At 50.4% G+C, this 22,478-nt stretch carries 25 protein-coding genes and 1 pseudogene; 25 read left to right on the top strand and 1 reads right to left on the bottom strand.

The features are described from left to right. Positions 1–67 precede the first annotated feature (67 nt). The 15 genes and pseudogenes from ndk (at position 68) to BFJ94_RS08505 (ending at position 14,639) form a co-directional block, all read left to right on the top strand. On the top strand, positions 68–511 hold the full coding sequence (gene ndk / locus BFJ94_RS08565; protein ID WP_120462284.1) for a nucleoside-diphosphate kinase: 444 nt from the start codon (positions 68–70) through the stop codon (positions 509–511). Continuing rightward, entirely contained in the window at positions 502–1,332 is an 831-nt protein-coding gene (locus BFJ94_RS08560; protein WP_240431901.1) for a CheR family methyltransferase, read from the top strand. Before ndk ends, BFJ94_RS08560 begins: the two co-directional genes overlap by 10 nt. A gap of 72 nt (positions 1,333–1,404) precedes the next feature. After that, positions 1,405–1,581: a hypothetical protein gene (locus BFJ94_RS25345; RefSeq protein WP_162944075.1), complete on the top strand. Its 177-nt coding sequence runs from the start codon at positions 1,405–1,407 to the stop codon at positions 1,579–1,581. Positions 1,582–1,947: 366 nt separating this feature from the next. Then, on the top strand, positions 1,948–3,117 hold the full coding sequence (gene aroC / locus BFJ94_RS08555; protein ID WP_120462283.1) for a chorismate synthase: 1,170 nt from the start codon (positions 1,948–1,950) through the stop codon (positions 3,115–3,117). Continuing rightward, complete coding sequence (gene aroB, locus BFJ94_RS08550; RefSeq protein ID WP_120462282.1) at positions 3,117–4,220, top strand: 3-dehydroquinate synthase; 1,104 nt, start codon at positions 3,117–3,119, stop codon at positions 4,218–4,220. The genes aroC and aroB overlap by 1 nt, the downstream gene beginning before the upstream one ends. Beyond that, positions 4,213–4,584 (top strand): chorismate mutase, encoded by a 372-nt coding sequence (gene aroH, locus BFJ94_RS08545; protein WP_120462281.1) that lies wholly within the window; start codon positions 4,213–4,215, stop codon positions 4,582–4,584. Before aroB ends, aroH begins: the two co-directional genes overlap by 8 nt. 450 nt (positions 4,585–5,034) lie before the next feature. Beyond that, complete coding sequence (gene trpE / locus BFJ94_RS08540) at positions 5,035–6,609, top strand: anthranilate synthase component I (protein WP_120462280.1); 1,575 nt, start codon at positions 5,035–5,037, stop codon at positions 6,607–6,609. Between the two features lie 5 nt (positions 6,610–6,614). Next, entirely contained in the window at positions 6,615–7,655 is a 1,041-nt protein-coding gene (trpD, locus tag BFJ94_RS08535; protein WP_120462279.1) for an anthranilate phosphoribosyltransferase, read from the top strand. Further along, positions 7,645–8,484 (top strand): indole-3-glycerol phosphate synthase TrpC, encoded by an 840-nt coding sequence (trpC, locus tag BFJ94_RS08530; RefSeq protein WP_120462278.1) that lies wholly within the window; start codon positions 7,645–7,647, stop codon positions 8,482–8,484. Before trpD ends, trpC begins: the two co-directional genes overlap by 11 nt. Continuing rightward, a pseudogene (locus tag BFJ94_RS25810) lies at positions 8,471–9,115 on the top strand (phosphoribosylanthranilate isomerase); the annotation flags it as partial. The gene trpC and the pseudogene BFJ94_RS25810, both read left to right, overlap by 14 nt. Before the next feature lie 27 nt (positions 9,116–9,142). Next, on the top strand, positions 9,143–10,339 hold the full coding sequence (gene trpB / locus BFJ94_RS25805) for a tryptophan synthase subunit beta (RefSeq protein WP_229717072.1): 1,197 nt from the start codon (positions 9,143–9,145) through the stop codon (positions 10,337–10,339). Positions 10,340–10,353: 14 nt separating this feature from the next. Beyond that, a complete protein-coding gene (gene trpA, locus BFJ94_RS08520) occupies positions 10,354–11,160 on the top strand; it encodes a tryptophan synthase subunit alpha (protein WP_120465155.1) in 807 nt (268 codons plus the stop codon). A gap of 28 nt (positions 11,161–11,188) precedes the next feature. Beyond that, a complete protein-coding gene (gene hisC / locus BFJ94_RS08515; protein ID WP_120462277.1) occupies positions 11,189–12,286 on the top strand; it encodes a histidinol-phosphate transaminase in 1,098 nt (365 codons plus the stop codon). A gap of 30 nt (positions 12,287–12,316) precedes the next feature. Then, positions 12,317–13,411 carry a prephenate dehydrogenase gene (locus BFJ94_RS08510; protein WP_120462276.1) on the top strand — a complete coding sequence of 365 codons (1,095 nt, stop codon included), beginning with the start codon at positions 12,317–12,319 and terminating at the stop codon, positions 13,409–13,411. Between the two features lie 718 nt (positions 13,412–14,129). Continuing rightward, complete coding sequence (locus tag BFJ94_RS08505) at positions 14,130–14,639, top strand: DUF3189 family protein (RefSeq protein WP_120462275.1); 510 nt, start codon at positions 14,130–14,132, stop codon at positions 14,637–14,639. 245 nt (positions 14,640–14,884) lie between these two features. On the opposite strand, the gene BFJ94_RS08500 is transcribed toward BFJ94_RS08505, so the two are convergent. Further along, positions 14,885–15,208: a hypothetical protein gene (locus BFJ94_RS08500; RefSeq protein WP_120462274.1), complete on the bottom strand. Its 324-nt coding sequence runs from the start codon at positions 15,206–15,208 to the stop codon at positions 14,885–14,887. 291 nt (positions 15,209–15,499) lie between these two features. On the opposite strand from BFJ94_RS08500, the gene BFJ94_RS08495 reads away from it, so the two are divergent. From BFJ94_RS08495 to BFJ94_RS08450, 10 genes are all read left to right on the top strand, one after another. Continuing rightward, the gene (locus BFJ94_RS08495) at positions 15,500–16,093 is read left to right on the top strand and encodes an RNA polymerase sigma factor (protein ID WP_120462273.1); all 594 of its coding nucleotides are present in this window, start codon (positions 15,500–15,502) and stop codon (positions 16,091–16,093) included. Beyond that, positions 16,090–16,689: an anti-sigma factor gene (locus tag BFJ94_RS08490; protein WP_120462272.1), complete on the top strand. Its 600-nt coding sequence runs from the start codon at positions 16,090–16,092 to the stop codon at positions 16,687–16,689. The genes BFJ94_RS08495 and BFJ94_RS08490 overlap by 4 nt, the downstream gene beginning before the upstream one ends. Before the next feature lie 86 nt (positions 16,690–16,775). Continuing rightward, the gene (locus tag BFJ94_RS08485; RefSeq protein ID WP_120462271.1) at positions 16,776–17,357 is read left to right on the top strand and encodes a histidine phosphatase family protein; all 582 of its coding nucleotides are present in this window, start codon (positions 16,776–16,778) and stop codon (positions 17,355–17,357) included. Positions 17,358–17,463: 106 nt separating this feature from the next. Then, positions 17,464–18,552 (top strand): hypothetical protein, encoded by a 1,089-nt coding sequence (locus BFJ94_RS08480; protein WP_120462270.1) that lies wholly within the window; start codon positions 17,464–17,466, stop codon positions 18,550–18,552. A 143-nt stretch (positions 18,553–18,695) separates the two neighbouring features. Next, a complete protein-coding gene (locus BFJ94_RS08475; protein ID WP_120462269.1) occupies positions 18,696–18,878 on the top strand; it encodes an IDEAL domain-containing protein in 183 nt (60 codons plus the stop codon). A gap of 93 nt (positions 18,879–18,971) precedes the next feature. Beyond that, positions 18,972–19,391, top strand: coding sequence for a DUF2487 family protein (locus BFJ94_RS08470; protein WP_120462268.1), 420 nt, complete (start codon positions 18,972–18,974; stop codon positions 19,389–19,391). 196 nt (positions 19,392–19,587) lie between these two features. Beyond that, positions 19,588–20,130, top strand: a complete 543-nt coding sequence (locus tag BFJ94_RS08465) for a Rieske (2Fe-2S) protein (RefSeq protein ID WP_120462267.1) — start codon at positions 19,588–19,590, stop codon at positions 20,128–20,130. Between the two features lie 16 nt (positions 20,131–20,146). Beyond that, positions 20,147–20,818: a menaquinol-cytochrome c reductase cytochrome b subunit gene (qcrB, locus tag BFJ94_RS08460; protein ID WP_120462266.1), complete on the top strand. Its 672-nt coding sequence runs from the start codon at positions 20,147–20,149 to the stop codon at positions 20,816–20,818. A gap of 65 nt (positions 20,819–20,883) precedes the next feature. Further along, positions 20,884–21,765, top strand: a complete 882-nt coding sequence (locus tag BFJ94_RS08455; protein ID WP_120462265.1) for a menaquinol-cytochrome c reductase cytochrome b/c subunit — start codon at positions 20,884–20,886, stop codon at positions 21,763–21,765. Positions 21,766–21,843: 78 nt separating this feature from the next. After that, on the top strand, positions 21,844–22,470 hold the full coding sequence (locus BFJ94_RS08450; protein ID WP_120462264.1) for a DUF1405 domain-containing protein: 627 nt from the start codon (positions 21,844–21,846) through the stop codon (positions 22,468–22,470). Positions 22,471–22,478: the final 8 nt, after the last annotated feature.

The raw sequence follows: 22,478 nt of genomic DNA, 5'->3' as shown, positions 1-22,478 counted from the left end.
ATGTAATGAAACCGCTATTTTTAGCTCTAAGCAATATGACAATGTAAAAAAATCGGGGGAGATTGTCTTGGAACGTACTTTTTTAATGGTAAAACCGGACGGAGTACAACGCGGACTCATTGGAAGAATTATTAGCAGATTTGAAGACAAAGGTTTCAAGCTGATTTCCGGTAAGCTGGTGCAAGTAACTGAGGAGCAAGCCAAGCGGCATTATGCCGAGCATGAGAACAAACCCTTCTTCGGGGAATTGGTCGATTTCATCACGTCCGCTCCTGTATTCGCCATGGTATGGGAGGGAGATGATGTGATCGCTCTGTCCCGGCTCGTTATTGGCAAGACGAAGGTTGCGGAGGCAGCTCCGGGTACAATTCGCGGTGATTTTGCAGCCCATACGCCATTTAATTTGATTCATGGCTCAGATGGCGTAGAGAGTGCGGAGCGCGAGATTGCTAATTTCTTCGAACCGCAAGAACTGCTAGGATACGAGAAGTCGATTTCACCATGGATATGAGCAATACTGGATTAGGGGCACCGCGAACTGAGCTAGCTGGCCATGTTGATTCCGATTATGTCGGATTTATTCAGAATGTTAAGAAGAGCACGGGGATCGATTTAGCACAGTATAAAGAGGCGCAAATGAAACGGCGTCTGACCACGCTGCGCAACAAGAATGGGTACCCTACTTTTACGGCTTTTTTCAATGCGATGACGCAGAATAAGAGTCTATTCTATGAATTTCTGGACAAGATGACGATCAATGTATCCGAATTCTGGCGTAATCCGAATCGCTGGGAGGTTCTGCGCGACAAGGTGCTGCCTGGTCTTGCGGCCGGCAAATCACGTCTGAGAGTATGGAGCGCTGCTTGCTCTACTGGAGAAGAGCCATATACCCTGGCCATGATCCTCGCTGATCAAGGATTGCTACATAGCACTTACTTGCTGGCTACTGACATTGATGAAGGAGCGCTGTCCAAGGCTGCGAAAGGCTTGTACCTGGAACGCTCGCTGAAGGATGTGCCGGCTGCGGTCAGCCAGCGCTATTTCAGGCAGGACGGTATGATGTACCGATTCGACGAGAAGCTGCAGAAGCATGTGACGTTCAAGAAGCAGAATTTGCTGGCCGACTCTTTTGAAGAGGGCTTCGACTTGATCGTATGCCGTAATGTGATGATCTATTTCACGGAAGAGGCGAAGAACAGCCTCTATCATAAATTCTCCCGCGCTCTGCGTCCGGGCGGTATTCTGTTCGTGGGCAGTACGGAGCAGATCTTCTCACCAGGGCAATATGATCTCGAGACGGCGGAGACTTTCTTTTATCGCAAAAAAGCTTGATCGCTGGCTGTATATTCCCGATGCTCTTATCCGATAATGAGGAGTATAAAGGTATTGTGTGGAGGTCAGCATATGGATAAGAGAAAGGTAATCAACGCTTATCGACGCGGGTTCCTCACTCCGCAGGAATGCGCTCAGGTGCTGGGTGTGGAGCGGAAGCAGCTCGATGATTTGCTGGCGGAAAGTGCCGATGACATTTATCGGTATTCCTCCGCCGCCGCAGTCTACAGACCATCAGCATCGAAATAATGATCTTTGGCACTTCACTAGAAGCGCACCCATCCTTTTGCTAGCCAGAAGGGGGTGCGTTTTTTGTTGTTGTGGATCATCATACAGGTATCCAGGCTATCTGGAGCCCTAACGAAACACCATATCGTTATTAGGGTGGAAATCCACCATTGGTTTCCTTTTTTGCACGTATAGCGCTGCCCAGTTTCGTTACAAGTGATATAGTCACATTTTACTTGAGATGCTAGAATAGAATTTAAATTCGATCGGGCTGGCTCGGGGGTAGACGGTTTTCTTGTCAAAAGGAAAGATCATATACTATAATGAGCAGAGTAATTATCGGATTTTAGTTCTTTACAGTTTAACAGTTTAAAGGGGGAACGCAGCATGACATTACGTTACTTAACGGCTGGGGAGACGCATGGTCCTCAGTTGACTGCTATTATCGAGGGATTGCCTAGCAATCTGCATCTGGATTTCGAGGCGCTCAATTACGAGCTTGCCCGTCGTCAGAAGGGTTATGGACGCGGCAGACGGATGCAAATCGAGAAGGATATCGCCAGCATTGTCGGAGGCGTTCGCCATGGATATACGACTGGGGCGCCGGTAGCCGTCGTGGTCGAGAATAATGACTGGACACATTGGCGCAACATTATGAATATCGAGCCTGTCGAAGGCACAGATGAGGAGAAACGCCGGGTTCACCGTCCTCGTCCTGGGCATGCCGATCTGAACGGCGGGCTGAAATATAATTTGAAGGATCTGCGGAATGTTCTGGAGCGCTCCAGTGCCCGGGAGACGGCAGTCCGTGTAGCTGTTGGGGCGATCGCCAAGCAGTTCTTGAGCCACTTCGGTATCAAGATCGGCGGTCAGGTGAAGAGAATCGGCGAGATCGAGGCTCCGCCACATCAGCTGTCTCTGGATGAATTGATCGAGATCACCGAGCAGTCTTCGGTTCGCGTAGCGGATAAGGCGACCGAGCAGAAGATGGAAGAATACATCGACCGGATCAAGAAGGAAGGCGATTCGATCGGCGGAATCGTAGAATGTATCGTGGAAGGCGTGCCAGTCGGGCTTGGCAGCCATGTGCAGTATGACCGCAAGCTGGACGGCCGGATCGCTCAGGCCGTCATGTCGATCAACGCCTTCAAGGGCGTAGAGATCGGCATCGGCTTTGAAGCGGGCACATTGCCAGGCTCGCAGGTACATGATGAAATCATGTATAGCGAGGAACGCGGCTACTATCGGGCGAGCAACCGTCTGGGTGGCTTCGAGGGCGGGATGACCAACGGGATGCCGCTCGTCGTCCGCGGGGTGATGAAGCCGATCCCTACGCTCTACAAACCGCTGCAGAGCATCGATATCGATACGAAGGAGCCGTTCACGGCTCAGGTGGAGCGTTCGGATGCTTGCGCAGTTCCGGCGGCCAGCGTAGTGCTGGAGCATGTCGTAGCCTGGGAAGTCGCCAAGGCTTTCCTGGAGAAATTCGGCGGAGATTCGATCGAAGAGGTTGAACGCAACTACAAGGGTTACCTTGCTCAATTGGAGGCCTACTGATGAGAACGCTGGAAGTAGATTTAGGCGATCGATCCTATCCGATCTATATTGGCGGGGATTTGCTCAAGCAAGCTGGAGCCTATTTCGAGCGTCATGGATTGACTAAGAAAAGCCCTGTATTGATCGTTACGGATAAGAATGTAGCTCCGCTGCATTTGCATAAGGTGGAAGCCTCTTTGCAGGCCAGCGGCTATCGCACAGTATGTCATATTGTGGAGGCTGGAGAGCCCTCCAAATCCCTGGCTGTCTTCGAGCAGGTCATGACGACGGCGATTGAGAACGGATTAGACCGCAAATCCTCCGTCGTTGCTCTGGGAGGAGGCGTTGTCGGCGATTTGGCTGGTTTCGTCGCTGCATCTTACATGCGCGGCGTAACCTTCGTACAGATGCCGACGACGATTCTGGCACATGATAGCAGCGTCGGCGGCAAGGTAGCAGTGAATCATCGCCTGGCCAAAAACATGATCGGCGCGTTCTATCAACCGGAGATGGTTCTCTATGATGTCAACTCTCTGCAGACTCTGCCGGATCGTGAAGTTCGCGCCGGCTTGTCTGAGATGGTGAAGCATGGTCTGATCTGGGATGAGCCATTCGCTAACTGGTGCGGGGACAATTGCGATAAATTGCTGGCCCTGGACGCGGACGCCCTGGAATACGGGCTGATCCAGGGCTGCGGTATCAAGGCCAAGGTCGTTGCTACCGATGAGCGGGAGCAGGGGCTTCGCGCTATTCTCAACCTGGGCCATACGTTGGGCCACGCGATTGAAGCAACCGGAGGCTATGGCGAATATTTGCACGGCGAAGCCATTTCCATCGGTATGGCCGCTGCCGCTTTAATTGCCGTTCATCGCGGCAGAGACGCTTCGCTGTATGAGAAGACGATCCAGCTTCTGAAGGGCTTCGGACTTCCGACAGCGATGCCGCAGCATTTGAAGGAAGAACAACTGATTTCTGCGATGATGCATGATAAGAAGTTTACGGAGAATAAGATTGTATTCGTGCTTCCGGTTCGGATCGGAGAGGTTGAGATCGTCTCCGATGTGATGCTGGAAGAGGTGCGGCAGGTTATCGCGGAATTGAAAGGGGAAGGACAGAATGTATAATCGCGGCATCCGCGGAGCAACGACAGTAGCTCACAATGAGGAACAGGAAATTTTAACGGCTACGGCTGAACTGCTGGAGAGAATAGTTGATGCCAACGAAATTTTGCCAGAGGATATTTGCAGTGTCTGGATTACGGTTACCCCGGATCTCGATGCCGCATTTCCAGCCAAGGCGATTCGTGTGCTCAAGAACTTCGATATGGTTCCGCTGATGTGTTCAACTGAGATTCCGGTCAAGACCGGTCTTCCTAGATGTATCCGTCTGTTACTGCATGTCAATACGAACAAGACACAGCGAGAAATGAAGCATATCTATATGAACGAGGCCAAGCGCTTGCGTCCGGATATTAGCGGGCGTGCTTAATTGCTGACAGCTGATATTCAGTAATGGTTTAGCAGGCAAGAAGAAGGGCCATAAAAAGAAAGTTGCCAACTGGCAAAGAATCATGTATATTGATTTTAAGATTTTGGTTAAGAATGGTTTTAGCTGAGTAGAGTTGAGATGAGCAGAGCTGAGTTTGAGCTGAGAGAATAGTCTGGTTCAATGAGTCAAGCCAGGATAGTTAGGTAGTACAGAGGATAAATCTATAGGGGATCTATGGGCGGGGGACAGGTGTATTCACTGTTTCCAAGGGTAGCCTGTTATTTGAGGTATGCTGTCTCCCAGGATTCGTTTCCTGTCTGCACCTATTGGCTTGTTTATTGGGACAGTTATGACTTCATACTGCAAATCTTACGTAACCTCTACTTCGGTAGAGGTTTTTTTGTTGTCCATAGAGGCAGTTAAATGTTGAGAAGAAGGAAGTGATCGAGCATGACAACCCCACAGGTTGAGCAGGTAATCGTACTGGCGAAAGACCATAATTTGATTCCGATCGTGCGTACATTGTTGGCGGATACGGAGTCGCCTATTCGTATTTTTCGGCGGATTGCTGAACGGGAACGGGCATTTTTGCTAGAAAGTGTAGAGGGTGGTGTGAATTGGGCGCGCTATTCATTTATCGGGAAAGACCCGTTTATGATGATTACCGCCAAGAAAGGAAAGCTTGTTATAGAGCGTGGGGGCGTCAAGGAAACGAAACAGTCACAAAAGCCTGTGGAAGAGCTTCGCTCGATCCTTAGGGGCTATCGCAGCCCGATGTTGCCTGAACTGCCGCCTTTTACAGGCGGAGCGATCGGCTTCTTCGGATATGATCTGCTGCAATATTATGAGAGGCTGCCGGAGCATCGGGTCGATGACTTGAACATGAATGATCTGCAATTTATGTTCTGTGATCAGATTATCGTCTTTGACCATGTGAAGCAGCGGATGCTGCTGATTGCCAATGTGCATATCAAGGACGGCGATCTGGAGGAGGATATTAGAAGAGCGTATCAAGTGGCCGAATCGAAGCTTGATGAAGCAGCAGCCTTCCTTCAGGAAGAGGGACCGGTAGAGAAATTCAACCGTCAGCCGATACCGGCGCAGGTGGAGCTGGGCGATGTTCGCTCTAATCTGACCAAGGAGCAGTTCATAGCGAATGTGGAGAAAGGCAAGGATTATATCCGTGCCGGCGATATTTTCCAGGTCGTCCTATCGCAGCGGTTCCATATTGAGACAGCGGTCGATCCGCTCCATGTGTACCGAGTTCTAAGAACGCTGAATCCATCGCCCTATATGTATTATCTGAAAATGGATGATGCGATCATCGTCGGTACTTCGCCGGAGGTTCTGGTGAAGGTGGTGGGGGATCGCGTGGAGACGAGGCCGATCGCCGGTTCCAGACCGCGCGGAGCGAATGCGGCAGAGGATTTGCTGTTAGAGGCGGAGCTGCTTCAGGATGAGAAGGAGAGAGCTGAGCATCTGATGCTGGTCGATCTGGGTCGTAATGATCTGGGAAGAGTCTCGGAGTTCGGCAGCGTCAAATGTGAGTCCTACATGAATATCGAGCGCTATTCGCATATCATGCATATGGTTTCCAAAGTATCTGGCAAAATGCGAAGCGACAAAGATTTCTTCGACGCCTTCCTGTCCTGCATGCCGGCGGGAACGGTATCCGGAGCGCCGAAGCTAAGGGCGATGGAAATTATCGCTGAGCTGGAGAATCAGGCTAGAGGGACCTATGCCGGAGCTATTGGCTATCTCGGGTTCACCGGCAACATGGACTCTTGCATCACCATCCGGACGATCGTCTTCAAGGATGGTAAGGCCTATGTTCAGGCTGGGGGTGGGATCGTATGGGACTCTATACCGGAGATGGAGTATCAGGAATCGGTCAATAAGGCGAAGGCCTTGTTAACAGCGATTCGGATCGCGGAGCAGATGTTCCCGTCACAGGCGGAGGATGAAGCGGTGATCAACCAGGACTATTTATACGAATATATGCCTGCTGGGGCGAGAAGGGAGTAGAGCAGATGGACGGACAACGTATTGTACAGACCGGGCTGCAGCGGGTGATTGCAGGACAGCATTTGGCTCGGCAGGAGGCCAGAGATGTCATGAAAGTGATCATGAATGGCCAATCGACCCCGGCGCAGATTGGGGGTCTGCTGACCGCCTTGAGAATCAAGGGCGAGACGATCGATGAAATTACCGGCTTCGCCGAAGCGATGCGTTCGCAGGGCAACCGGATGTATACAGAGACGACGCGGCTGCTGGATACTTGCGGCACCGGCGGCTCCGGCATTCATAAGTTTAATATATCGACGACATCGGCGATCGTAGCCGCCTCGGTATCGGTCAGGGTAGCCAAACATGGCAACCGCTCTGCTTCCGGTCGGGCCGGTAGTGCAGATGTGCTGGAAGCGCTAGGGGTGAATATCCATCTGGATGCAGAGCAAGCGAAACGCTGTCTGGACCAGATCGGAATCTGCTTCCTGTTCGCGCAGATATATCATCCATCGATGAAATATGCGGCAGGGCCGCGTAAAGAGCTGGGAGTACGGACGGTATTCAATATGCTCGGCCCGCTGACGAATCCGGCGGGGGCAGATCGGCAGGTGCTCGGCATCTATGATGCCGACAAGACACACACCATCGCCAGCGTGCTTCGTGAATTGGGGTCCAAGCGCGCGTTAGTTGTCACGAGCCGGGAAGGGCTGGATGAGATCAGTATCTCATCACCGACTCTGATCTCCGAGCTGAAAGACGGAGAAGTGCAGACGTATGAGATTCAGCCGAGCGATATCGGCTTAAGGGCTTATCCGCTAAATGAGATGATGGGAGGAGACCCGGCTGCGAATGCTGAGATCATCTCACGGGTGCTCCAGGGCGAGAAGGGAGCCTATCGCGATGTTGTCCTGGCGAACGCCGGAGCTTGTATATATGTGTCGGGGCTTGCTGACAGCATCCGTGAGGGGGTAGCTATCGCCGCGGAATCCATCGATTCGGGCAAAGCTTACAGCAAGCTGGAGCAGCTTATTCATACGACGGAGGATCTGAGCTATGTATCTTGATAGAATCGTGGAGACGAAGAAGCAGGAAGTACAGAAATTAGCAGAGCGGCTGACTTATGGAGAGGCGGAGCGGCAAATCGCTCTGCTTCCACCGACCCGGGGATTCCAGCAGGCGCTCAGTACGGGACGCAGACGTGAATTAGGGTTAATTGCCGAGGTCAAGAAGGCTTCGCCATCCAAGGGCCTGATCCGGCCTGATTTCAATCCGGTGGAGATTGCCAGACGCTATGAGCTCGCTGCTGCTGATTGCATCTCGGTATTAACCGATGAGCTCTATTTCCAGGGGAGCGGCTCTTATCTGCAGCAGATCCGTGATAACGTCAAACTTCCGCTACTGCGGAAGGATTTCATCATCGATGAGCTGCAGATTTATGAGGCCAGATTGCTGGGAGCCGATGCGATTCTATTAATCGCCGCTATCCTTGATGATGCGCAGCTGCGCAAGTTTATGCGGACTGCGGCATCGCTCACCCTGGATGTCCTGCTTGAGGTTCATGACCGGGCAGAAATGGAACGGGCTCTAGCGCTGGGTAATACAGGCTTGATCGGGATTAATAATCGTAATTTGCACAGCTTTGAGACGCGGCTGGAGACGACAGCCCAATTATCCTCGATGGTGCCGCCGGAAGTGACGCTGATTAGCGAGAGCGGAATCCGTACCCGCGAGGATGTGCAATACTTGGCCCGGGCTGGTGCGAAGGGGCTGCTTATTGGTGAGACTTTTATGAGGCAGGCACAGGTGGACGAAGCTGTGAACGAGCTGCTGGGGGCAGCAGAGCAAATTGAAGTTCCGGCTGCCTTTGGAAGGGATAGGTATGAACATGGCTGAAACAACGATAAAAATTTGTGGACTTCAATCCGTTGAAGTGCTAAAATCTATGATACGTTTACCGCTGGACTATGTCGGATTTGTATTCGCCAGAAGCAAGCGTCAAGTCAATGCAGATCAGGCTTCCGAGCTGGTAAAAGTGTTACGGGAATGGAAGTCAGCTAGAGCCCCGAAAAGTGTCGGTGTATTCGTAAACCCGGAGATGTCGGAGTTAGCCGAGATCACTTCAAGGGTCGGTCTCGACATCATTCAGCTACATGGCGCCGAGAGTCCGGAATTCTGCCGGGAGGCTGGTAGTCGGCTTGGCGTTCAGGTGATTAAAGCATTCTCGGTGCAGGAGAACGGAACACTGCATGGGGGAATGAATATTGAAGATTATGCAGGCGTCGTGAGGGGCGTTCTGCTGGACACATATGACCCGGTGTATGGGGGTGGGTCGGGGGTGACCTTCACTTGGGAGAAGGCGTTGCCTTATCAATTATGGGCGAGAGAGCAGGGTATTCCTTGCTGGATCGCCGGAGGACTTCATACAGATAATGTTGCAGAACTGATCATGAAGATGAATCCGGACGGTGTGGATGTATCGAGCGGTGTGGAGACGGACGGCGTCAAGGATTTAAATAAAATAACAGCATTTGTGGAGAGGGTGAAGGGGAAGATGGCACAAGTACCTGATGAACATGGAAGATTTGGTCCATTCGGTGGCCGTTATGTCCCAGAAACATTAATGAACGCATTAATCGAGCTGGAGGAATCCTATAAGAAATTCAAGGATGATCCGGATTTTCAAGCGGAGATCGCTTACCTGCTGAAGCAGTATTCAGGCCGGGAGACCCCGCTATATTATGCCGAACGGCTGACGGAGACACTGGGTGGTGCCAAAATCTATCTCAAGCGTGAGGATCTGAATCATACCGGTGCTCATAAAATCAACAATGCGATCGGTCAAGGGCTCCTCGCCAAGCGCATGGGCAAGAAAAAGGTGATCGCCGAGACGGGCGCCGGTCAGCACGGGGTGGCTACCGCTACGGTCGCTGCCTTGCTGGGGCTGGAGTGTAAGGTATTCATGGGTGAGGAGGATACGAAGCGCCAGCAGCTCAATGTGTTCCGCATGAAGCTGCTGGGAGCGGAAGTGATCCCTGTTTTATCTGGCACCCGTACACTGAAGGATGCCTGTAATGAAGCGCTGCGCTACTGGGTCAGTCAGGTCGAGGATACGTTCTACATTCTCGGCTCAGCCACTGGACCGCATCCATATCCGATGATGGTCCGCAACTTCCAGCGGATTATCGGCGATGAGACCCGCCGTCAGATCATGGAGGCCGAGGGGCGGTTGCCTGATATGCTGGTCGCAGCGGTTGGCGGGGGCAGCAATGCCATCGGTATGTTCTACCCGTTCATCGAGGATACGTCTGTGCAGTTTGTGGGCGCTGAAGCGGCAGGCCTTGGCGTTGATACTGAATTTCATGCAGCGACGATGACGAAGGGCAGCAAGGGGGTATTCCAAGGCTCACTCAGCTATTTGCTGCAAGATGAGCATGGACAGGTTCAGCCGGCACATTCAATTTCAGCCGGTCTTGATTACCCGGGCATTGGACCAGAGCATTCCTATTTGAAGGATATCAAGCGTGCGAGCTATTACCCGATTACCGATAAAGAGGCCTTAGATGCTCTGCAGCTTCTCAGCAGGACCGAAGGAATTATACCGGCGCTGGAATCTGCCCATGCCGTCGCCCAAGTGATGAAGATGGCGCCTGAAATGAGCAGAGAGCAGATTATAGTGATCTGCTTATCCGGACGTGGAGATAAAGATGTTGAATCGATTATGGCCTACACAGAAGGGAGAGAAGCGTGATGAGTGCAACGGAAATGAATCTGCTGGATCAGACCTTCGCCAGGCTTCACCAGGAAGGCAGAACCGCGCTGATGCCCTTCATCACGGCTGGCGATCCAGATATGGAGACGACATTGGATATACTAAGAATGGCTGAGCAGGCCGGCGCTGATATCGTCGAATTAGGCGTTCCGTATTCTGATCCGCTGGCTGACGGTCCGGTCATCCAGCGCGCATCGGAGCGTGCGCTTGTTCACCGGGTGACGATCGAGACCTGTATTGAGACAGCTCGCTTAGCCCGCGAGCAAGGCTTGCAAATGCCGATCGTCCTGTTCACTTACTATAATCCGGTTCTACAGACCGGGCTTGAACGATTCTTCCGATTGGTGAAGGAAGCGGGAATAAGCGGACTCATCATCCCAGATTTGCCCTATGAGGAGTCGGAAGAGGTATTGCGGCAGGCCGATGAGGCTAATATTCATCTCGTCCCGCTTGTAGCCCCGACCTCCAGAGAGCGAATTCATCAAATTTTAGCCCGTGCTCGTGGCTTTATATATTGTGTATCCTCCATTGGAGTTACAGGGGAGCGCGCTTCTTTTGCCCAGGAGGTAGATGATTTCATTAAGACCGTGAAGGCGGGAACCTCTCTTCCTGTCGCCGTAGGCTTCGGGATCTGCAGTCGGCAGCAGGTCGAGCACTTCGCAGGCTTCTGTGATGGGGTGGTCGTAGGCAGCGCCATCGTCCGCAAGATTGAAGAGTCGTTGTCGCTCTTGCAGAATGAAGCTTCCAAGGAACAGGGCTTGTTGCAAATTCGTGACTTTGTGGCACAATTAAGAGTGTAATTTATTTGCACGAAGGAGGAGAATATGTATGCTGCCTAAACCGCAAATCGTGAACCTCCCGGTCTATCAGCCTGGTAAACCGATTGAGGCAGTCAAGCGGGAGCTTGGCCTTACTGAAGTGGTCAAGCTTGCATCGAATGAGAATCCATATGGATGCTCCCCTCGCGTTCGCGCAGCGATAGAAGCTGAGCTTGCCAATCTCAGCATTTATCCTGACGGAAGCGCGGTGGAATTAACCGAGGAGTTGGCCGGTTATCTGGGCGTGAACCAAGATCAAATTATATTTGGCTGCGGGTCGGATGAGATTATCGCTCTGATCGCCAGAGCTTTCTTCCTTCCGGGAGACGAGACGGTCATGGCTGACCAGACCTTCTCGGTCTATAAGAGCAATGCTGATATTGAAGGCGCGGTCAGTATCGAGGTTCCTCTGCGCGATGGGACCCATGATCTTGACGCGATGCTTGATGCGGTTACGGACCGGACGAAGGCGGTCTGGATCTGTAATCCGAACAATCCGACAGGTACGATCGTATCCGAGGCGGAATTGACTGCGTTTCTGGACCGTATTCCGGGTCAAGTATTAGTGGTGCTTGACGAGGCCTATGCCGAGTTTGTGACCGATCCGTCCTATGCTAACGGTATCCGTCTGCTCGATAAATATCCGAATCTGATCGTGCTGCGTACCTTCTCCAAAATCTTTGGCCTGGCCTCCTTGCGGATCGGCTATGGAGTGGGCCAACCGGCCGTGATCAAGCTGATCAACCAGGTGCGTGAGCCATTCAATACCTCACGGATTGGACAGGCGGCAGCGAGAGCCTCAATCGCCGATCATGACTTTGTCGCAGATTGCCGAGAGAAGAATGCGAAGGGAATTAAGTATCTGAACGGCGAGTTTGAGCGCCTGAATCTGACTTATTTCCCGGCCCATGGCAATTTTATTATGGTGGATGTGCAGGCTCCGGCACAGGAAATGTTCGAGGAGTTGCTTAAGCTAGGCGTCATTGTGCGCGCTGGTTTCTCCAAATACCCAAACTCGATTCGGGTTACGGTAGGCTCGGAGAGCCAGAACAAGAAGTTTATTTCGGCTCTGGAGCAGGCGCTCCAGCAGCGCAAGGCTCGTGTCTAACTATACTTAGCAGAAATTGAGTGGAGATTTATGACTACAAAAATTGCAATTTTTGGGGTAGGGCTGATCGGCGGCTCCCTGGCTCTTTGCTTTCGCGGCAAGCCAGGGCTTAAAGTCGTCGGCCATAGCCCTCGTACTAAATCATTGGAAGTGATGTTGGAGCGCGGCGTCGTGGATGCCGCGACTCTGTCAATGGAAGAAGCGGTGAGAGATGCCGACTTCATATTCCTGTGTGTGCCTGTAGGCAATCTGGAAGAGTATCTGGAGAAGCTGTATCAGCTGCCGCTCAAGCCGGGCTGTATTATTACCGATGTCGGCAGTACGAAGGCCTCGATCGCAGCGGCTGCCGCGAGCCTGTCTCGCCCGGATGTCTATTTCATCGGGGGGCATCCTATGGCTGGCTCCGAGAGATCCGGCGTAGAGGCTGCTTCTACACTGTTGTTCGAGAATGCTTACTATGTACTCACTCCGGCGCCTGGCGTTCCCGAGGAGGCTTATACCCGACTTGAGGAGCTGCTCCAATTGACGCGAGCTCAAGTCGTTCGTGTTGATCCGGTGCAGCATGATGAGATCGTGGGAGCGATCAGCCATCTGCCACATATTATTGCTGTGGCGCTTGTAAATCAGGTTTGCGATTATAACGCTGATAATGGCTTGTACCGCACGCTTGCTGCCGGTGGCTTCCGCGACATCACCCGGATCGCTTCCAGTGATCCGATTATATGGCGGGATATTCTGCTCAGCAATCGCGATGTTGTCCTGTCTCTGCTCAACGATTGGAATGACGAAATCGGCAGCTTCATCTCCATGCTGGAGGAGCGGAATGGGGACGGCATCGTCGATTCCTTCGTCAAGGCGAACCAGTTCCGCAGCGAGCTTCCTGAACGGCGTAAGGGTGTCATTTCGTCGTTGTTCGAGCTGTATATCGATGTTCCTGACCATCCGGGGATTATCGGGCAGATTACTACCGAGCTGGGTCAGCAGAATATCAACATTAGCAATATTCAGATCGTCGAGAGCCGTGAGGATGTACCGGGCTTGCTGCATCTATCCTTCCGTCAGGAGAGTGCGATGGAGCGCGCCAAGGAGCATCTGCAATCGATGGGCTATCTAGTTTATGTCTAACCGTGATCTAGTCAGCAGCAGGGCCATCTTGGCCCTGCTTTTTGCGTATTAGCAATTACAACCAGCGCGGCATCCTCGCTCGAACTGCCTCCAGCAAAGTTGCAAAAATGCAGGTATTTAGTCCTGAAAAACCGCCCATTGTGAGAAAATTTCTGCGAATCCCTGCAGGCTTTGATAAAAATATGAGACTTTGAGAGCGCAACACAGAGACTAATCTAAGCTGCTCTAAACTGTAACGAAACGGGGTAGCGCTACTGGGACAGATCAGGGGCAAAAATGCAGGTTTTTACCCAAATAACGATATGGTGTTTCGTTAGAGTTGAGTGGACGCTGATTTCGTGGAAATAGCGACATGGAGTTTCGTTAGAACTCTGAAGGACCTCCCAGAACTTTTCAACAGCCTAAAAGTCCGTCATCCCAGTAATTTCTAAAAAACATCCTAGCCCAAGGCTCCAAATACATAAAAAAACGCCACTTCGTATTGAAGTGACGTATGCTCATCAACGAGCAAATGATATTGGATAGGAGTGGAGAGAAACCATACTGTACGTTTATTATAATGTATCCGTTTTCATTCTGTCAACACTTTTTTAGCGCTTTCATTACAGATGTCCAACAAATTTTCCAAATCATGCATTTTAACCAGGGGCGCGAAGTATATCTTGGCATGGAACAGGACAAATTGACTTTAACAACTAGCCAAGAAAGGGATAGGAAAATGATATATATTTACAACTGTTATGGCGGGACGCATACTTCAGCTTTGGCGGCGGCGTATCATTTGAACCGATTGCCCAGAGATCGCAAGCCCCTTAAGGAAGAAATTTTAAATTCGTATTTATTCGATAAGCTGACCTCTAATGATCATGGGAAATTGATCCATCATGGTAAAGACGATCAGGGCAATGATGTCTTCAGTGTTGGACGTGGCTCCTCCAAGGCGGTCATTCCCGGCATTTACGGATCTTTTCAGCTCATGGAGAACAGAGGAGAACTGTCAGAGACGGTGGTGATATCGAACACCTCGCCGACAGTTCCCTGGTTGATGACGGTTGGAGGCTTCTGCTCCAGAGCTCTGAAATTGACAACGCTTGGACGTATGTTCCTGGTGCTCGGTGCCCAGAAAACCTACAAAAACATCATCAACTTGGTCGACGCCTCAATCCAGAGCGGCCATACCGCGCCTGCAAAGGTGCTGCTTCTGAACAATACGGAGTTCAAGCCCTAAGATGCTCTTGATCCGTTCTTGAGTCGTTTCTGGGCCCTTTCTGGGCCGTTATCGTTATCCAGCCCAATCGCAGTCTGATTATACCGGCGTTGGACCGGTTATGTAATCGGCGATGTCCGTTGATCCATAGAACAGCAACCCGATGACGATCACCAAGATAAGGAACTCAGCAAATTTTTCACCGTCAAACTCTCCCATTCTGGACTGGCCCCCTTTACCTCAAAATAAAATATTCGAAAAAATAGCTAATCCGTCATCTTCTTCATGGCAGAAAACACGTCATTCAAAGTGAGATCGCCGTTGCTCTGAAAAAATGAGACCAGCGTATCTATGTTTGATCCGTTGCCGGAGCCGAGGGTTTTATATTGGCCGATCAGGCTGATGACGACGGATGCTTCCCTGAACAATTCGACTGAATCCACCTTTAACTTTCCGGTTAACAGCAGCGCGGCCACAGCAGCTTCAATACTGCCTGGCTTTTGCTGCTTTGTTTTGGTAGACTTATTTTTTGAGTTGCTATTTTTGGAGCTGCCATTTTTAGTTTTATTGTTCTTGCCGGGAGAAGACATGTCATTACCTTCTTCCGTATGTGAATTATAAATATAGATATGCTGCGATCACAGTTAGTGTTATCCCATTCGACCCTATGAGGCTGTCACCCCTTGGACATATTTTTATACTCCTGACTTCTATGGTATAATATTGAAGGATTGCAGTATGAATTGATAATGACGCCATCATATGGATGTTTTTTAATAATTTGATAAGCAACCGCAACTTTTTTACTCCTGTTCGGTAATAATGTTAGAAGGCTCGAACGGGGAATAAGCGCATGGATGGGCGAGGAGGTTCGCACTTAAATGACGGATTCCCAGATGATTCGTGAAATAAAAGAAGGCAATACCGAGTTGTACTCGGAGTTGATGCGAAGGTATCAAAGGAAGATATTGGCATTTGTATATCACATGTTAAAGAGCGCTCAGTTAGAATTAATGGCAGAGGACATTTGTTCTGAAACATTTTACAAAGCATTTCGAAGTTTACACTCTTTCCGTGAAGTGGATGCTTCCTTCTCTACTTGGCTCTACACGATAGCGAGAAATACAGTTCTTAGCGAATTGCGCAAACAGCGAAGCGGCAACGTTCCGCTGGAGGAGAGTGGGTACATACCGGTTGCTCCGCACGAACTCGTACCTGAGCAGGCTATTCTGCGAAATGAACGCGTTGGCCTGGTGCGTGAAGCGATCAATAACCTTCCGGAAAAGCAGCGATCGGCTCTAATTTTACGTGAGTATGACCAATTGGATTATCAGGAGATCGCCAATATCCTCGGTCAGAGCGTCAGTGCCGTGAAATCATTGTTATTCCGAGCACGAAGCAGCGTAAAAAGTCAGCTTGAACCCTATTTCTACGAGCCGGTCTATGAGCATTATGAAGGGATGAAAAGCAGATGAACTGTAGAGAGGCGGAGCAATTATTTGCACTACTTCCGGATCTTCCGCAGGAAGACCCCCGGAGAAAAATGCTGGAGTGGCATATTTTAGGTTGTGAGACTTGTGCAGCAGAATATCGTTTTTGGCAGGAAAGCCTGGAAGCTGTTCACGGATTGTCGATTGATATTTCCGATGAACAGGCGGAGTCAGTGAACCGCAAGGTGATGGATAGGATCTACGCGGAGTCGCCATGGCTGGCTCCGGATCGGCGTGATCCCGGCTTCCATAAGCGGATTGGCCGGCGTGTCTCCATATGGGCGGCTTGCTTTCTCGTCGTGTTCCTATGCAGCGCTCTGTTGTTCGTCATGGGCGGCAGAATGGAGAAGGATGCTAAATATGAGCCTTTGACCGGTGTGCTGCCGACTGCGGTGGCCGCGACGGATAGCGAGAAGACTAACGATATTTCCATAAGTTTGCCGACCGAGGTCCGCGGCGTTGTAGACCCGTTCGTAGTGCAGATGGGCCCGACTTATCCGCAGTATTGGATGTATTTATCGATGGGTGGAATGGTGCTTGCCATTGTATCCTGGAAAGGCATACGCCGTTCCAAGAGATAGCGTGATAATTGCTCTTAAGATGAACGCTTCTTCCAGGGGAGGAGTGTTCTCTTTTTGATATGAGATTTTAGCTTGGGAGGTTGATTATGCTAGTTGGTTTGATACGCCATGGGCTAACCGATTGGAATAAGATTGGGAGAATTCAGGGGCAGAGCGATATTCCCCTTAATGATGAAGGACGTAGACAGGCGCATAAGCTGGCCGAGCGTCTATTGAAGGAAGAGTATAAGTGGGATTTCGTCATCACGAGCAGCCTGTCACGCGCTCAAGAGACGGGAGCTATCATTGCTGATGCCTTGAAGATTCCGCTGTATGATCCCGATTCACGCCTGGTGGAGAAGGCCTTCGGCAAGGCGGAAGGAATGACGGCGGCGGAGAGGGAGACGCTCTGGGGAGCGGATTGGAATCAACATGATCTCGGTCAGGAGAGAGATGAGGCCATTCAAGAGAGGGCATTGTCCTTTCTGAAGGAGCTGGGTGAGAAATATAGCGATAGCAATGTGCTGGTCATCTCTCACGGTGGGCTGCTGGCACAGCTGTTTACGGCACTTTATAAGAATAAATGCACGGAGCGAATCGGCAATTTATCTTTAACGATCTTAGAGAAGAATGACCATAATTGGGATATGCGTCTCTACAATTGTTCGCGCCATCTCGAAGAGAAATAGCTTTTGAATGAGAATCCGACCTTAAGGGGCCGGATTTTTTTATGGATAAAGGAATAATTACCGTCAAAATTCCCATAATGGTATTAAAACGGCGAGGCGGTAACCTATGAATCTGGCGGATATGTTAACTTATGCCGACATTACACAGCTCAGCAGGATCGCTAACCATTACCAGTGCGAATGCAACGGAAATTCCAAGCATGAGCTGATCCAGTCCATTCTGCAAGCGATTGGCCGACGCGGCTTCATTGAACATTATCTGGACGGGATGAGCACAGAGGATATGCGTTTCTTGAACACACTTCTGTTCGATGGACGCAAGCAATTCAGCTTGGAGGATCTTATGGCTTGCGCCAAGCAGTCGCGTAAAATAAAGGACGAGCAGGAGCGGGAAAATCCGCGGGAGATCATCTCCAGATTCAGGCAGCGTGCCTGGCTGTTTCAAGGAGCGACTCCCAGGACCCGTTATCTGTTCGAGGTTCCTGATGATCTGCGGCGAAGGCTGCGCGAGATACTTGAGCAGCGAATTAAATCGGGGATATTGCGGGCTGAATCCGAGCCGGTGATCTACCGGGAAGAACCGGAGCTGATGAGCGCTGATTTGCTGTTATTCCTTGAATATGTGAATGGGCATCATGTCGCCCTCAATGCAGAGGGAGTCATGTATCGGCGCAGCCAGATGCAGATTATGGAGCTGCTACATGTTAGCGAGCCATTAGTTGGCAAGGGCTGGAGATTTGGTTATGGACGCCGTTTTAAGGATTACCCGAGTCGCTTCTCCTTGCTGTATGACTACGCTTTTCATATCCGGTTGGTCAAAGAGGAGGGAGACAGTCTAACACTGACTTCATCCGGTCTGTCCTATCTGAAGGAAGAGCGTCGGGAAGCGATGCAGCAGTTCGTTGCATTCTGGTTAAGACTATACAGAATACCGATCCCGAATCTGCTATCGATCATCTATTGGATCAACTGCTCGGCCGCAGACTGGATCAGTGAGAGGTCATTGTATCAGCAACTTGAACCCCTGATCTCACCGTTCTTCTATGATACTCCTGAATCGATATTCGAGGAGAGAGTGCTCCGGATGCTGCTGCATCTGGGCATGATCCGAATCGGAGAGGATGAGACAGGGGAACGGTATGTCCAGGCCACGGGATTTGGCAAAACAGCGGTTCGGCAGCTATATAAGGAATAGGCCAGGGTATATTAATCGAGATGGGGGCCATCGTCTTAAAACGAGGCCAAGACTGGTGAATATGCTTTAGTAGGAACAGGATCGTTATGTAGTGAAAAGTAAAGAATATAGGATCTCTTGACAATGAATTGGAGGTGCATCCTATGGATCAAATGAAGGTTGCTTATGAGGCGATGCTCAGTTTAGCGGCGGAAATGGTCTGGGATGAGGCGCTGCGTAAGCACCGGTCGGAGCAAATATACAGTGAAATTGACTCCGCTCTGGCTAAAGGCGATGAGGTGGCCTTCCGACTTCTTACGGATGAACTGAAGACATTGGAGCATTAAAGAAATGCCATGGGGCATTTCTTTTTTTATGCGGATTCACTTCCAAATGTGTCATATATGTGACTATAATAGGGGGAGCGGGGAGGAATAAATATGAAATTTAGTGAAATCGAAGCATCGGCTTGGGAAGAGCTGCGTCCTTATCTGGATACCTGTCTGATTCCTGTCACCGGGCTTACCGGGTCGGAACAGCCTTATGAAGTGACGGAACAATTGGAGCGACTGCGGGATTTGATGGATTGCCTGGAGATTCCGTTCAAAGGCCGGGTTGTCACCTATCCGTCAGTTCAATATGGGAGAGCGGAGATCGCCGCGTTTATCAATGAAATATGCCGTAACACCAAGTTATCGGGGTTTAAATATGTGATCGTCGTCTCGGCTGACGTAGAGTGGGAGGCGGGGCAATTGGAAGATGCGGATGTGATCGTTACAGCGCAGGCTTTTCCAGATTATAAGGAGTCTACAGGATCCGAACAGATTAGACAAGCGGTTCAGCTATTATGGCAAAGCTAGAGTAGAATAATTGTGACAAATTATCGACACTTTTGATATAAACCTACTGTTTATCCTTGGAAAATATGTGTCCAATTCTTGACGCTCTCAAAACGCTAATATATTATTAAACTGTCTTACATATTCATGTGATTATTGTCATTGAAAAGGAAAGATCATTAAAGATCAATTGGCGTAAAAGGGGGTTGAAGACAGTATGAGCAATCAGCATGACGAGCATGAATCGTCGCATAAACCGCCCATCCGTAAGGAAATGTCACGAAGACAATTCCTTACATACACCTTGGGAGGCGCTACCGCATTCATGGTAGGCGGAGTGACGCTTCCGATGGTTCGTTTTGCCGTAGATCCGATTTTGCATAAGAAGGGCGAGGGCAGCTTCATCAAAGTGGTTGAGGTCAGCAAAATAACGAATGAGCCGCAGGAGTTCAATTTTGAACTGCCGCAGCAAGACGGCTGGTATTCCAGCATCGCTTCGCTAACGGCTTGGATTCGTAAAGACGAGAGCGGTAAAATTTATGCGCTTTCACCGATTTGTAAACATCTGGGATGCACAGTGGGCTGGAATAGCGACAAGAACTTCCCGGATGAATATCACTGTCCATGTCATGGGGCTCATTATACGAGGGAAGGCAAACAGCTTGCTGTCGCATCGAAGCCGCTGGACGAGTACAAGGTGATGGTGAAGGATGATTGGGTGTATCTCGGCGACATTATCGCTAATACAAGAGTGAAGTAAGGAGGCGTAGATTCGGATGTTTAAGAATGTTTATAACTGGATAGATGAACGTCTCGATTTCACGCCGATCTGGAGAGATGTTGCTGACCATGAAGTACCGGAGCATGTCAATCCGGCGCATCATTTCTCAGCGTTTGTATATTGTTTCGGCGGTTTGACGTTTTTCATTACGATCATCCAGATTTTATCGGGGATGTTCCTCACGATGTATTACGTCCCTGATATTAAGAATGCTTATGCCAGTGTTGAATATTTGCAGACCCAGGTAGCCTTCGGGCAAATCGTACGCGGGATGCACCACTGGGGAGCGAGCCTTGTTATCGTCATGATGTTCCTTCATACACTAAGAGTATTCTTTACCGGCTCCTACAAAGCTCCACGGGAAATGAACTGGGTCGTGGGCATGCTCATCTTCTTCGTGATGATCGGGCTTGGCTTGACCGGTTATTTGCTGCCATGGGATAACAAGTCCTATTTCGCGACCAAGGTTACCCTTGAGATCGCCAATTCGGTTCCTGTGCTGGGACCTGTAATTAAGGAATTGCTGCAGGGTGGAACTATTGTCGGCGCCGAGACGCTGACCCGCTTCTTCGCGATCCATGTCTTCTTCCTTCCGGCTGTGCTGCTGCTTCTCCTGGTAGGACATTTCCTGATCATTCGGAAGCAAGGGATCTCAGGTCCTCTATAGAATTCCGTTGCTCAGCACATTCTGAATTAAATTCATTATGAAAATGAAGGAAGGGGGGCATTGACATGGCTCATGAGGATAAATCGAAAGAGAAGGTCGTATATGTCGGTGATTCGCGTATCCGTAAAGGCGAAGGCTTCGTTACACCTCCCGACTACACGGCTTACCCGGGAAAATCAGAAGCATTCATACCGAATTTTCTGCTCAAGGAATGGATGGTCGGTGTTGTCGTACTAGTCGGGTTTCTGGTGTTGACGATCGCGGAGCCGGCACCGCTTGGATATCCGGCTAACCCGAATGCTCAGGTCATTCCGATGCCGGACTGGTATTTTCTATTCCTCTATCAGTATTTGAAGTATCCGTATGCTTCGGGGGATTATATTACGCTAGGGACGCTGGGGATTCCGGGGGTCGCGTTTGGCGCATTGATGCTGGCTCCGTTCCTTGACCGTGGCAAAGAGCGAAGATTCTACAGGCGCCCGATCGCCTCATCATTGATGTTATTATCGATCGCCTCGCTAGTCTATCTGACGAATTTCGCCTGGACTCATTATCAGAATGAGCTTGAGGCCAGCGGCCTTAAGCCGGAGCATATCCAGCGTGAGGAGAAGGCTCGGGAAAATCGAGAGAAAGGCTTACCGACGACCAATGCGATTCAGGATCAGGAAGTCGCTATTGTGGACAAAGATGATCCGGCGATGGAGTTCTATAAGAAGGCGACTTGTGTTAGCTGTCATGGTGCTGATCTGAAGGGGGCTGGCGGACCGTCACTGCGCGGCGTTGGCGACAAGCATGATCAGGAAGGAATTCTTACTATTATTAAAGAAGGCTTGAACGGTAGAATGCCTGAAGTGTACTCAGCAGCCAAAGAGAACGGCCTGAGCGACGAAGATATCGATCATCTGGCCGAGTGGCTTGCGAAGCAGAAGGCAGAGGCAGTAGAATAGTCGTATAACGAACCTGATCGTAAATGACGATCAGGTTTTTTACATATTGTCATCCTGCTATAGAGAGGAGCTTTTCGTTTGAGGCTGTCGTCATTCTGGGGCAAGTCCCTATTAGGTAACCGATACATATTATGGAGCCTGTTCATCGTCAATTTGCTGGGGACGATCTACGGCTATATTTGGTATGATGATCAATTGAGGGAGACATGGGCGACGCAGCCGCATTGGCTCATTGTTTTCGTGCCGGACAGCCCTACGGCCAGTCTATTCTTTACGCTGGCGTTATTATTTCTATTGTTTCCGCACAGATTAGGGAAATTCTATATCGTCCGCACGATCATCGAGGGCCTGGCTGTCGTGACGAGCGTCAAATATGGCTTATGGGCGGTGGCGATTATTTTCGCCGGAGCGGCGCAGGGTGAGCCGTTGGTGTGGCAGCATTGGATGCTGGTCGGCTCCCATTTGGCCATGGTGGTAGAGGCCCTCTTATATGTCCGGCTGTTCAAATTCGGGACATTTATGCTGGTTGGTGCCTGGAGCTGGACGCTGCTGAATGATATGATCGACTACAGCTTCGGAGTCTATCCATGGCTCCCTGAGGTGCTGTGGAATGATGTAAATATAGTGATGGTATTTACCTTCGCTCTAACCTGTGCCAGCGCGTTGGCCGGGTGGGCTGCACTTCGGGGAGCGAAGCGACGATAGGCGACAGG

This window comes from Paenibacillus aceti, assembly GCF_003614185.1.
In the GTDB taxonomy this organism is placed as follows: Bacteria; Bacillota; Bacilli; order Paenibacillales; family Paenibacillaceae; genus Fontibacillus; species Fontibacillus aceti.
This window is presented reverse-complemented; position numbering and strand designations above follow the sequence as displayed.

Bases quoted from the DNA above. Each gene is read 5' to 3' on its own strand.
- BFJ94_RS08455 (WP_120462265.1), top strand. From the start codon at position 20,884: ATGGCTCATGAGGATAAATCGAAAGAGAAGGTCGTATATGTCGGTGAT.
- BFJ94_RS08480 (WP_120462270.1), top strand. From the start codon at position 17,464: ATGAATCTGGCGGATATGTTAACTTATGCCGACATTACACAGCTCAGC.
- aroC (WP_120462283.1), top strand. From the start codon at position 1,948: ATGACATTACGTTACTTAACGGCTGGGGAGACGCATGGTCCTCAGTTG.
- BFJ94_RS08465 (WP_120462267.1), top strand. From the start codon at position 19,588: ATGAGCAATCAGCATGACGAGCATGAATCGTCGCATAAACCGCCCATC.
- BFJ94_RS08505 (WP_120462275.1), top strand. From the start codon at position 14,130: ATGATATATATTTACAACTGTTATGGCGGGACGCATACTTCAGCTTTG.
- trpA (WP_120465155.1), top strand. From the start codon at position 10,354: ATGAATCTGCTGGATCAGACCTTCGCCAGGCTTCACCAGGAAGGCAGA.
- BFJ94_RS08475 (WP_120462269.1), top strand. From the start codon at position 18,696: ATGGATCAAATGAAGGTTGCTTATGAGGCGATGCTCAGTTTAGCGGCG.
- BFJ94_RS08470 (WP_120462268.1), top strand. From the start codon at position 18,972: ATGAAATTTAGTGAAATCGAAGCATCGGCTTGGGAAGAGCTGCGTCCT.
- BFJ94_RS08510 (WP_120462276.1), top strand. From the start codon at position 12,317: ATGACTACAAAAATTGCAATTTTTGGGGTAGGGCTGATCGGCGGCTCC.
- trpE (WP_120462280.1), top strand. From the start codon at position 5,035: ATGACAACCCCACAGGTTGAGCAGGTAATCGTACTGGCGAAAGACCAT.
- BFJ94_RS08495 (WP_120462273.1), top strand. From the start codon at position 15,500: ATGACGGATTCCCAGATGATTCGTGAAATAAAAGAAGGCAATACCGAG.
- aroH (WP_120462281.1), top strand. From the start codon at position 4,213: ATGTATAATCGCGGCATCCGCGGAGCAACGACAGTAGCTCACAATGAG.
- BFJ94_RS08490 (WP_120462272.1), top strand. From the start codon at position 16,090: ATGAACTGTAGAGAGGCGGAGCAATTATTTGCACTACTTCCGGATCTT.
- BFJ94_RS08560 (WP_240431901.1), top strand. From the start codon at position 502: ATGGATATGAGCAATACTGGATTAGGGGCACCGCGAACTGAGCTAGCT.
- BFJ94_RS08500 (WP_120462274.1), bottom strand. From the start codon at position 15,208: ATGTCTTCTCCCGGCAAGAACAATAAAACTAAAAATGGCAGCTCCAAA.
- BFJ94_RS08485 (WP_120462271.1), top strand. From the start codon at position 16,776: ATGCTAGTTGGTTTGATACGCCATGGGCTAACCGATTGGAATAAGATT.
- trpB (WP_229717072.1), top strand. From the start codon at position 9,143: ATGGCACAAGTACCTGATGAACATGGAAGATTTGGTCCATTCGGTGGC.
- qcrB (WP_120462266.1), top strand. From the start codon at position 20,147: ATGTTTAAGAATGTTTATAACTGGATAGATGAACGTCTCGATTTCACG.
- hisC (WP_120462277.1), top strand. From the start codon at position 11,189: ATGCTGCCTAAACCGCAAATCGTGAACCTCCCGGTCTATCAGCCTGGT.
- trpD (WP_120462279.1), top strand. From the start codon at position 6,615: ATGGACGGACAACGTATTGTACAGACCGGGCTGCAGCGGGTGATTGCA.
- trpC (WP_120462278.1), top strand. From the start codon at position 7,645: ATGTATCTTGATAGAATCGTGGAGACGAAGAAGCAGGAAGTACAGAAA.
- aroB (WP_120462282.1), top strand. From the start codon at position 3,117: ATGAGAACGCTGGAAGTAGATTTAGGCGATCGATCCTATCCGATCTAT.
- BFJ94_RS25345 (WP_162944075.1), top strand. From the start codon at position 1,405: ATGGATAAGAGAAAGGTAATCAACGCTTATCGACGCGGGTTCCTCACT.